The sequence below is a fragment of the Embleya sp. NPDC059213 genome, from assembly GCF_042754445.1.
Taxonomy (GTDB): Bacteria; Actinomycetota; Actinomycetes; order Streptomycetales; family Streptomycetaceae; genus Embleya.
The window spans coordinates 1-10,564 of sequence record NZ_JBHZAV010000261.1 but is presented as its reverse complement, the minus strand read 5'-3'; the positions used below and the strand labels follow the sequence as shown (position 1 = coordinate 10,564).

Annotated in this window: 10 protein-coding genes; 5 read left to right on the top strand and 5 right to left on the bottom strand. The window is 69.7% G+C overall.

Annotated features, from left to right (window positions below; genetic code table 11):
* Positions 1 to 279: hypothetical protein (locus tag ACFXMF_RS44195; protein ID WP_379991899.1), on the top strand; the 279-nt coding region annotated here is incomplete at its 5' end.
* A 187-nt stretch (positions 280 to 466) separates the two neighbouring features.
* On the opposite strand, the gene ACFXMF_RS44190 is transcribed toward ACFXMF_RS44195, so the two are convergent.
* Positions 467 to 871: a hypothetical protein gene (locus tag ACFXMF_RS44190; RefSeq protein ID WP_379991900.1), complete on the bottom strand. Its 405-nt coding sequence runs from the start codon at positions 869 to 871 to the stop codon at positions 467 to 469.
* A gap of 113 nt (positions 872 to 984) precedes the next feature.
* Between ACFXMF_RS44190 and ACFXMF_RS44185 the strand changes: the two genes are divergently transcribed.
* Entirely contained in the window at positions 985 to 1,464 is a 480-nt protein-coding gene (locus tag ACFXMF_RS44185; protein ID WP_379991901.1) for a hypothetical protein, read from the top strand.
* A gap of 1,646 nt (positions 1,465 to 3,110) precedes the next feature.
* Here ACFXMF_RS44185 and ACFXMF_RS44180 read toward each other — a convergent pair.
* The 4 genes from ACFXMF_RS44180 to ACFXMF_RS44165 all read right to left on the bottom strand — a co-directional run bounded on the left by ACFXMF_RS44180 (position 3,111) and on the right by ACFXMF_RS44165 (position 6,746).
* Entirely contained in the window at positions 3,111 to 4,244 is a 1,134-nt protein-coding gene (locus ACFXMF_RS44180; protein ID WP_379991908.1) for an ABC transporter permease, read from the bottom strand.
* Positions 4,245 to 4,315: 71 nt separating this feature from the next.
* Positions 4,316 to 5,026 carry an ABC transporter ATP-binding protein gene (locus ACFXMF_RS44175; protein WP_379991902.1) on the bottom strand — a complete coding sequence of 237 codons (711 nt, stop codon included), beginning with the start codon at positions 5,024 to 5,026 and terminating at the stop codon, positions 4,316 to 4,318.
* Positions 5,023 to 6,183: an efflux RND transporter periplasmic adaptor subunit gene (locus ACFXMF_RS44170; protein WP_379991903.1), complete on the bottom strand. Its 1,161-nt coding sequence runs from the start codon at positions 6,181 to 6,183 to the stop codon at positions 5,023 to 5,025. Before ACFXMF_RS44170 ends, ACFXMF_RS44175 begins: the two co-directional genes overlap by 4 nt.
* Positions 6,180 to 6,746 (bottom strand): hypothetical protein, encoded by a 567-nt coding sequence (locus ACFXMF_RS44165; protein WP_379991904.1) that lies wholly within the window; start codon positions 6,744 to 6,746, stop codon positions 6,180 to 6,182. Before ACFXMF_RS44165 ends, ACFXMF_RS44170 begins: the two co-directional genes overlap by 4 nt.
* A gap of 166 nt (positions 6,747 to 6,912) precedes the next feature.
* On the opposite strand from ACFXMF_RS44165, the gene ACFXMF_RS44160 reads away from it, so the two are divergent.
* From ACFXMF_RS44160 to ACFXMF_RS44150, 3 genes are all read left to right on the top strand, one after another.
* Positions 6,913 to 7,572, top strand: coding sequence for a response regulator transcription factor (locus ACFXMF_RS44160; RefSeq protein ID WP_379991905.1), 660 nt, complete (start codon positions 6,913 to 6,915; stop codon positions 7,570 to 7,572).
* Entirely contained in the window at positions 7,569 to 8,765 is a 1,197-nt protein-coding gene (locus tag ACFXMF_RS44155; RefSeq protein WP_379991906.1) for a sensor histidine kinase, read from the top strand. The genes ACFXMF_RS44160 and ACFXMF_RS44155 overlap by 4 nt, the downstream gene beginning before the upstream one ends.
* A gap of 546 nt (positions 8,766 to 9,311) precedes the next feature.
* Positions 9,312 to 10,373 carry a ferritin-like protein gene (locus ACFXMF_RS44150; RefSeq protein ID WP_379991907.1) on the top strand — a complete coding sequence of 354 codons (1,062 nt, stop codon included), beginning with the start codon at positions 9,312 to 9,314 and terminating at the stop codon, positions 10,371 to 10,373.
* Positions 10,374 to 10,564 lie beyond the last annotated feature (191 nt).

Below are 10,564 nucleotides of genomic sequence, written 5' to 3'. Positions count from 1 at the left end.
CTGCTGCTGATCCGCGGCAAGGTCCAGGTCCGCGGCCGCCGACGCACGATCGTCGCCGCCATGGCGTGGGACCTCGACGAGATCGCCGCCGCCCGCCGCGACCACGGACCCCACGCCGCGCTCGACCTCCTCGGCGCGCCCACACCCGCACAGCCGCGGCGCGTCCTGGTCCACGGCACCGGCGCCCGCCGGCACCCCTACGCCGACCTCCAACCCCCGGGGCGGCGTTCGGCGGACCTGAGCCGCTACGGGCACCGAAGCAGCGGGAGCGCCGGCTGAGCCCTCGGGGATATCTCGCGCTGTCGAGAGTGGCGCGGCAAGGTGTGTTCGTCTCCCCCCGGCACGGCAGGGCAAGGTGGAGCCGGCCCGATTGGGGGATCGAAGTCCCGGAAGGGCGGCAGGCTTCCACCTCGCCCGGCAGGCCCTTGCGCTCATGCGCCCGGGCTCGCCGAGGAGCCATTGGCCATCAGAAGGGCGGTTCGTCGGCGTAGCTGTCCCAATCGCCGGGGTTTTCGCGTTCTGCGCGGGAACGTGCGTAGGTCTCACGGGCTTCGACGTCGTCGGGGTTCTCCAGAGCGCTGACGTCGTGGCCCCGGCTTCCGAGCGCGTCCAGCGCGCGGTCGCGGGTGTGGCGGTCGGTGCTGGTGGCGAGCAGGCGGCGGGTGTGCGCGGCGACGATCCACAGCGCAAAGGGATCCTGTGCCGTCTCGGCCGCGTTGTGCGGGCGCGGTGTTCTGACCTGGGGTGCGGTACCGATGTCGGCGGGAGGGCCGCATCGGTGCGGACCGCAGGTCGGCGTCGCAGCCCAGCCAGGCCCCGTGTTCTCGGGAACTGTGGCGGTCGGGGAAGCCGGCGATGCTTCGGTCTTCACCGGAAGGGCTGTCCCGGGTGCTTGCATCGAGAACGTGCGTCGTGCACGGGCCAGAGCTGCTTGTTCGGAACATGTCCCGGACAGCCGAAATCTGTTCTGCCCGCCCTTGGCCTGTGCAAGATGACAACGGCTTCGACCGCGAGGGGCGGCGGACCGAATCGCATTGGGAGGCGGTCGTGATGGTGAAGGGTTCACATATTGCGAAACTCGCAGGTGTCGCTGTATCCATGGGGGCGGTCGTCGTGTTCGCCACCTCTCCTGCATACGCCGACGCCCCGGCGCCTGTCGCCGTGTCCGAGCAATCACCCAAGTACGGCTACGGGTACAGCGAAGTCACCTATGACGAGGTCGACGGGACGATGTCGCAGAGCACGTGTGACGCCGGACCGAAGGATGGCTTGCGCGCCGTGTCCTTCCTGAGGACACCGACCGGGACCGTGCACACACTGCACGCCGCCGGCGGCTCCGGAAGCTGTGTACAAGCGGGATACGTGCTCAAGCAGGGGACCTACACCCTCAAGGTATGTCTGCGCAACGGGGCCACCGGGGGCGACATCTATTGCGGCTTCACAGAGGAATGGACCGTGTACTGACACCCGAGCAACTCCTCGGCCCCCGGCCCCGGGTGCCATGAGCCGGCCCAGGGTGCGCTCGACGGTCCAGCGGGAGCCAACGTGCCTTCTTGGCCGGGACGATGAGGCTTTCCGGAGTCTCCCTCATTCCAGCAGGAAGGCACGTTCTGCGTGCGCACTACCTGCCGGCGCATGCCGAGCGTGTCCATCTCGGCGATGCGTTCGGCGGAGAGTCTCGCTCGCTGTGAGTCTTCAGCGTCGCGACAGTGGTCGGTCGTTGGCGGCAAAAGACAAAGACATCATTGCGCCTGTTTGAAGGTGTCGGATCGCCCCTTTGGCGGCTGACACGATCCGAAGTCTCGTTGCGGTAGGGCGGGGATTGTGAACGTCTCGGTACGACGGTGGCCGTGCTGGTGTCGGCGGGATGCGCGGTGGCGGGTTGTTCGTCGGGCGGCGGGGACACGAGACCCGTGCCGAGCGCGTCGGCGGTGTCGCCGGCTCCCGACCCGCCGGTGATCTCCGAGGCCGAGGCCCTGCAGGTCCTGGAGCACTACGACACCGCGCCGATCCCACCGGAGCCGACGGCTTCGGGAGAGGGGCCGTCGGAGGTGGCACGGCGGCGCCGGGGGACGCCCGTTCGCCATGACGGGCGCAACGATCGACCCGATCGCGGAGGGCACGGCATCCCCCGAGACGGGTACGCGCCCGGTGCGACGAAATGGTGTTGTCGCCTCGGGAGAGGCCCTGGAGGAGTTCGGTGACGGCGATGGCCTCGGCGTGGAGTCCATCCGGGTGTCCAGGAAGCGGCGTTCCCGGCGAACGCGAGTGGCGACGGCTGGTTCGGCGAGGCTGTAGCTGTGGAGCATGGCGGCGTGTCGCTCTGGTCGGTCTTGCCAGTGGATCCGGCGTCCGAGGGGACGGTGCCGCGCGAGCGGGCGTCGACGGTGTCGCGGACGCCCTTGATCACGCCCGCGGAGGCGGTGGGGACGGCGGCTTCGGTGGTGGGTTCGTTCATCGCTGCTCTCCTTCATGGGCCGAGCGGGACAGGCTCGGTGGTGAGGCGCCGGCGCCTGGCGGAACACGGTGCCGGACAGGAATCAGTCAACGCCGTTCCGTAGGGCCCGGGTTGTGAGGGAACCGGACATTTCGCCAGACATTTTCCGCGACAATTCGGGCGCCTTGGGGACTCTGTGTCGGAGGTCGGTGACAGTATGGTGAGGTCCCTGTCGGCGACGAACAGGGGGACGCGCGGTGGTCGTGTCGGATCCGGCCGTACGGCGGCGCGGCACCGGGTACACGCAGGTCGCGTTCGTGCGGGCGTTCACGGTGGAGGCCGCGCGGCTGGGGATCACCGCCGGGGTGAGCGTGCGTCAACTCTCCCGCTGGGAGCGCCCCGACCCCCCGCTTCCACATCCCGGCCGGCAGGCCGTCCCGATCTGCAGCAGCCCGCCGCGGAGTTGCCGTCCGCCGGGGAGCGATGGGCGGGCCCGGCGGACCGACACGACCGAACCCCGTCGACATCACCGGCGGTGAGCAAGAGAGGGCCCCTGCAAGTCGGGTGCTTGGCGGAGGGATCCGGGCACAGTCGTAGCCGTCTACCGGGCCGGTGCGCGCGGGTCCAACGCACCCGCACGCGCGACTCAATGAGGGCAATTTCAGATGGTTTGTTACACCGCGCGCAGGGCCTCCGTGGGCGACATCCGCGCAGCGCGGACAGCTGGATAGATGCCCGCGACGGTGCCGGCGAGCAGGCTTGCTGCCAGACTGCCGGTGACGGCTGAGCCGGGGACGACCAACGGCCAGGCCCGGTACTCCGCGTAGCCCGCCGTGGCTGCCGCCCCGAGCAAGGCGCCGGCGAGCCCTCCGGCCAGGGACATGAGCACCGACTCGGTGAGGAACTGGGTCCGAACGTGCCGGCGGGTGGCCCCCAGAGCCCGACGCAGGCCGATTTCGCCGCGGCGTTCCAGCACACCGATCACCATGACGTTGGCGATGCCCACGCTTCCCACGATCAAGGCCACCGCCCCCAGCCCGATGAACAAGTTGGTGTGCACGCTCTGCGCGGCGGCTTTGGCGGTCAAGGCGTCGGAGGGTCGGCTGACGGTGACCGTGCTCGGTTCGGCGGGATCGGCGGTGGGCGGCAGCTGCCGCACGAGCGTGGTGACCGCAGCGTCGTCCGAGCGTTCGTAGATTTTGGTCGGTTGCCCCTGGGAGCCCAACCGCTCGACCGCGACCGGGAACCCGACCAGGGCGGAGGCGTCGAGAGCGGGGTCCAGGACGGAAGGGGCGAGCACGCCGACGACGGTGAACCACTGGCCCGCCAGGTACACCTGGGGTCCGTCACGTGCCTCGGCGACACCGAGCCTGCGCGCCGCGACGGAGCCGAGCACCGTGGCCGGATGGCGTTCGGTGGCCGGGTTGAGCCAGGTGCCCGACGTGATGGTCAGCGCCAGCGTGTCGGGCAGGTTGAGACTGGTCGCGCGCACGGTCAATCCACCGGTGGCCGCGGCGGCGATGTGGTCGTTGCGGTAAATCGCCCCGTCGACGGCGCCGACGTACGCCACTTCTCGCACGCCGGGGAGAGCGCTGATCATCGCGGGCGCGGTGATCGGCAGACCGGTCTGGTCTCCTGTCACGGTCCGTCCCGGCTGCACGGTGAGCAGGTTGGTGCCCAGCGCGTCGATCCGGGCGAGCAGGCGCGCCTGGCTGGATGCGGAAACCCCCAACACCGCCACCACACATGCGATGCCGAGCGCGATCCCCAGGCCGGAGAGCACCGCTCGCACGGGTCTGCCGCGCATGCCGATCAGGCCCAATGGAAGGATGTCCCCGGGTCGTACGCGGGCCTTCGGCAATCGTGCAGTAGTTTGCGTCACGAGTTCGCCTTCACCTCGGGTCGGTCTCGCTCGTCGGCCTCGATGGCTCCGTCGCGGATTCGCAGCCGGCGCGGCAGCAGGGCGGCGAGGTCCGCGTCGTGGGTGATCACGGCGATGGTGACGCCCTCGTCGTGCAATCCGTGCAGCAACGCCACGATGTCGGAACCGGCGCGACTGTCGAGGTTGCCGGTCGGCTCGTCCGCGAGCAGCAGGGCGGGCCGGCCCACCAGGGCGCGAGCGATGGCTACGCGTTGACACTCGCCACCGGAGAGTTGGCCGGGTCGGTGACGTGCCCGGTGACCCAGCCCGACGCGTTCCAGCGCCTCGCCCGCGCGCTCGCGGCGCTGCCGTGCGGGCGTGCCGGTGTAGAGCAGGCCCGTCGCGACGTTCTCCAGCGCGGTGAAGGCCTGGGTGAGAAAGAACTGTTGGAAGACGAAACCGATCCGGTGGGCCCGCAGCGCGGACAGCGCTCGGTCCGCCATCGCGGTGGCGTTTCGGCCGTCCACGTGCACGGTGCCGGAGGTGGGCCGGTCGAGGGTGCCCATGATCTGGAGCATCGTGGTCTTGCCGGAGCCCGAGGGGCCGACGATGGCCAGCAGTTCTCCGGCGTGCACGCTCAGATCGACGGCGTGCAGAATCTGCAGGTTGCCGTGTCGGCGGGTGACGCCACGCAGTTCGAGCACCGGAGCCGGTGCAAAAGCGCTCACGGCGTCGGCACCTGCACTCGCATCCCGGCGTCGATGCCCGCGCCCGACACCTCCACGCGTCCGGTGGTGAACAGCCCGGTCTGTACCGGGACCGGGCGCCGCCCGGCGTTGTCGACGATGGTGACCACAAAGCCTCCGTCGGGACTCGCGGCCAGTGCCTCGACCGGCACAATGAGTACATTGCGGCGGGTGTCGGCTGTGAAGGTGACCGACGCCGATCCCTCGGTGAGACCGCCCAGTTCCGCCTCGTTCGCCGTCACCACGATCTCGACCGAGACCTGCCCGGCACACACCGTGCCCTGACAGCCGGTGCCCGCCGGCCGGTTCGCGGACGAGGCGGCGTCGATACTGCCGGAGGGTGTCGGATCAGCGGCGGTAGCGACGGACTCGACCTGCCCCTGCACCGTTCTGTTCCCGGGCAACAAGACCGTCGCCGGCTGCCCCTCACGCACGAACGACCGGCGCTCCACCGGGACATCCACCCGGACACTGTGCGTGGTCCCGGTGCCCGCGACCACGGCTTGGCCCGGCTGCGTGGTCTGACCCACCAGCGGTTCGACCGTGCCCACCCGCAGCGCAGCGGGTGCAACGACCGCGTCGCCGGCGACCAGCGACCCCGTCTCCTCCACGCCAAGCGCGTGCTGCCAGCGTCCGACGGCCCGGGCGGTGGTTGTCGTGTACTTCTCGTCGACACGCAACTCGTCCGCCGTCGTGAACCCCAGCGCGATCAGATTCTCCTCAAGCTGTCGCACGTCCGCGCCCTCGGAGTCCAGGCCGAGCGCCCGGTAGAAGGGCACGGTGCCGAACAGCAGTGGTACCGGGCGTTGGTCGAGGGCGTACACGGACTGCCCGCGCTCGATCACCTGCCCCGGACGCGGTACCCACGTCACGGTTCCGGCCCGGCCACCCACGATCCGGTAGGAACCGGCGTAGCCCAGGCGACCGTTGGTTTGGAAGGTGGCCACCAGATCCCCTCGCGTCACGTTCTTGGTCGGCAACTCGGCCGAGGGCTTCACGGACGCGTCGTCCGCGTCGCCGTGCCCGCGAAGGAGTAGGAACCAGGCCGCGCCCGCGGCCGCGCCCATCATCACGACGACGACGCACATCCGGCCGGCGCGGCGCAGCCGTCGACGGAGCGGGGCGCCCGCGGAACTCACTTCGCCCCCAGATTGTCGAACATGCCCGTGTAGGCGGGCGGAAGTTGGCTGCGGCAGACATCCAGGGAGGTCTTCCAGGCAGGCGAGTTCATCGTGGTCTTGTCCAGGCGCAGCGCGCTGCCCTGTTCCGGGGTCGGGTCGGGGAGGTCGACGCCGTGCTCGCGCATGCAGCGGGTGAACGGAAGCAGGTCGGCGGAGTTCTTGCCTTGGACGCCCTGGGCCTGCGCGGCGGCGTCCAAGGGCTTGCGGCACTCCTGTCGCGCCTTCTCGTACTGCGGCTCGCCTCGCTTGCCCTGCTCGTCGATGCGGGGCAACCCCTGGTCGTCGAACTCCGGATCCTTGAGGTCGTAACCGCGCTCGCGCATACAGGTACTGAAGTACACCGCGGCGGAGCGAACGTCCTGCGGGCCGGCGGATACGCTCGGACCCGACTTTTGCCTCGCCTCGCCCTCGTCACCGCAACCGGCCGCCAGGGTGGCTATCACCGCGAGCATGGCCGCGGCGACGACTCCGCGGCAACGGCCGCTCCCGCCGCCGGGCTCAAGGCTGTGGGATCGTCGCATGTCGTCTCCTCGTGTGACTGGATACTGACCGTCGCCGGTGACCCAACCGCCGATGATCGGTGTCGGGGAACCGGGAACGTTGAGGAGCCTGCACCGCGGAGCGTCAACAGAACGTGTTCGTAAGTGTTGAAGCCTTCTTTATGTCCCCGTGGCTATCGTGCGCCGCATGCGTGTTCTGGTGGCGGAGGATGACGACGTATTGGCCCACGCGCTCGCGCGCGGATTACGCCGTCACGCGTTCAGCGTCGACGTCGCGTTGGACGGAGCCCAGGCGCTGCTGCGCACCGCGGTGACCCGCTACGACGTGGTCGTGCTCGACCGCGATCTGCCCCAGGTGCACGGGGACGAAGTGTGCCGCCAACTCGTGGCCGGCGGCGCCGGCAGCACCCGTGTCCTCATGCTGACCGCCTCCGCGGGACTGCGTGACCGGATCGACGGGCTCAACCTGGGCGCGGACGACTACCTGACCAAGCCGTTCGCCTTCGAGGAGTTGGTCGCCCGGGTGCACGCGCTCCTGCGGCGGTCGACGCCCGCACGCCCACCCGTGCTGGAGCGAGCCGGAATCAGCCTGGATCCTGCGCAGCGTGTCGTGCTGCGCGGCGGGCGCTTCGTCCGGTTGTCACCGAAGGAATTCATGGTGCTGCATGTCCTGCTCGGCGCGGACGGCGCGGTGGTCAGCGCCGAGGAACTGCTCGACCGTGCGTGGGACGAGCACGCGGATCCCTTCACCAACAGCATGCGTACGACCGTGGCCACCCTTCGCCGCAAACTCGGCCCGCCACGGGTGATCGTCACCGTCGTCGGCGCCGGATATCGCGTGGCATGACCGGCACCGTCGGCAAACGCGGCCCCCGGATCACCGCGCGCACCAGGTTGAGCCTGGTGTACGCGACACTGTTCGCGCTCTCGGGAGCGGTACTCAGCGCCGTCGTCATCGGCACGGCGTTCGCACCGGGCCACTCCGCCGCGGCCGGCACTCGGCAGAGCGTGTCGTACGTGCCCAAGCCGGTGGACCCCGCCCGGCTGGCGGTCCGGGCCAAGCAGGAGGCCAGGCGCGAGTTGCGCGAACGGCTTCTGATCACGGCCGGGGTCGGGGTGGCCGGCATGACGCTCGTGTCGGCCGGCCTGGGGTGGCTGATGGCTGCTCGTGTGCTTCGGCCGGTGCGTGCCGTGTCCGGCGCCGCCCGGCGACTGTCCCGATACGACTTGCACCAACGCATACCCGTGGCGGGTCCGCATGACGAGATGCGGGAGTTGGCCGAGATGTTCAACGCGATGCTGGCCCGGCTGGAGCAGTCCTTCGCCGCTCAGCATCGCTTCGCCGCCAACGCCTCACACGAGTTGCGCGGGCCGATCACCACCATGCGCACCCTCGTCGACGTGGCCGCAGCCGCCCGAGCGCCGGCGATCCCAAGCCGCGAGCACGACGAAGCGGCAGAGCTGGCCGACGCGTTGCGCGGACAACTCGACCGGCAACAGCGCCTGGTCGAGGGGCTCCTCGATCTCGCCCGGTGTGAGAACGGCACCACCACGATCGCGCCCGTGCGTCTGGACGTGCTCGCCCGTGAGGCCCTCCTACGATCGGCCGCCGCGATGGACCGACGCGCCATCGTGGTGTCCCAGGCACTGGAACCGGACCGCGTCCACGGCGATCCCGTTCTGCTCGAACTCCTGGTGGACAACTTGATCCGCAACGCCGTCGACCACAACAGGGGCGGATACCTGCGGGTCGCCGGCTCGGCCGGTCGCCTCGTCGTCGAGAACAGCGGAGACGAGATCGGCGCGTCCCGCCTGGCCGAACTCCGCGAACCCTTCCGGCGCGGCCCCCGCGACCGACTGCACGGCGGCGGTACGGGCCTGGGCCTGGCGATCGCCGACGCCGTGGCCCTCGCCCACGGCGCCACCCTGACCCTGACCCCGCGGCCGGGCGGCGGCATCCGGGCCGAACTCACCATGCCGGCAGGCATTCACCGCAGGGCCTCATGGGAACCACGTCCCTGCGAGACGTCGCCTCGGTAATCGATCGAGGGCTTCCGGTGTTCGGCCGTGTCTTCGTTCCACGCCGCTTGCTCGCACTCACCAGCAAGCGAAAGTCGCGGGCAGCGCGACAGTGCGCGCGTGGGCGTCGCCCTTGCCTTCGCAGAGTGAGCCGCCCTCCTCGCTCAAGGCGGCGGGGTCGGCTGTCGAGACGACGGATACGAACGAGGTCGATCGCGGTTGCCGCCGTCTGCCGGACATCGGCGAGGAGCCAAGGCCGCCGGGCGCGCAGGCGGTTCGTGCGCCGGACTACACGAACCCGCCGCACCGTCAAGGGCGTGAACCCGTGGCAGCGCAGCCGGAGCGGCACACGTTCTCGGTGGCGTTCGGCGAGACCCGAAGGGTGAATCGCATGGTCGTTGGGCGGGCGTGCCGTCGATCGATGCGCCGTGCGCGGATCGAACCGTTGATCACCCGAATGGCTGTCTCGTGTGGCGGCGGTCCGCGGGCCCGGGGCACCTAGGTTGGAATCCGTCGACGGCGGCCCGTGGCCGGCACGCTTCATGCACGGATCGGAAAGGTTGCGGTGTGACCCAAACTCTCGAGTACCAGAGCAACGCCATCGTCGAACTGATGGGGGTTCGCCCCGCGGAGCGCGACGCGGAATGGCTCAGGAATGCCCTGCAGCAGGCGATCATGGTCGAGGTGGCGACCATCGGCCCCTATGCGAGTGGCCTGTGGTCGATCGAGCAGCAGCAGGGGCTGGTCTACGATGCCATCCGGACGGTCATGTTCGACGAGATGAGCCACATGGGGTTGGTGTGCAACATGCTCACCACCATCGGCGGGGCTCCGGTCATCGCCGACGCGAGCGTGGTGCCCAAGTACGAACACCCGTTGCCGGGGGGTGTACGCCCCGAGTTGATCGTCTTCCTGGAGGGCCTGAACAAGGCTTCCGTCGAGATGTTCTCCGAGATCGAGCGCCCGGAGGACCCCGTCGCGCAACTCGAGGACTTCACCACGATCGGGGCCTTCTACACCGCGATCGAGGAGGCGTTCGAAACGCACAGCCACCTGATCACCGGCGCCCGACAGATCGACTACCCGCTGGCCCACCACGGGGACGGCAATAACATCGTCCCGCTCGACAGCATCGAGAAGGTTCGCACCGCCATCAAGGTCATCAAGGAGCAGGGCGAGGGCACCTCCGCCTCGCCCGAGAATCCCTTCTACGGGAAGAAGGGAGAGCTGGCGCACTTCTACGTGTTCCGCGAACTCTTCCACGGCCGGAAGCTGATCAAGGTCTCGGAATCCCCGGACGTCTGGGACTTCACGGGCGACGCCATCCCCCTGCCCCCGGCGCACCCCATGGGCAGGGTTCCCGAGGGCGGCTGGCCCAAAGACCCCACGAACGCTCTCGCCCTCGAGATCCGGGAGACTCTCGACGCGTTCAACACCGAGTTCAGCTCGATGCTGCGAGCTCTTGAGCGCGCGTGGCGGGCGGACGATCCGAACGAGGGCAAGAGCGAAGTGGATACCGCGGTCGGGCACATGTTCAAGATGGGGCCCCTCGCGCGCTCCCTGATGGTGAAGCCGCTTCCGGACGGCGGCGGGAAGACCTACGGACCGGAGTTCCTCTACGTCGGGTAAAGCCGGCACTGTCGCCTTCTTCGGCTTCGACATCCGCGACATGAGGCGTTGTTGCTCGTCGGGACATGCCGAGAGTCGTGGTTGGGGGGGGGTGCACGACACACGGGGGGGGGGTGGGTGGGGGTGTTGGGGTGCGGGAGGGGGTGGGTGCGGGCGGGGCGGGGGGTGGGGTGGGGGGTGGTGGGGCCGGC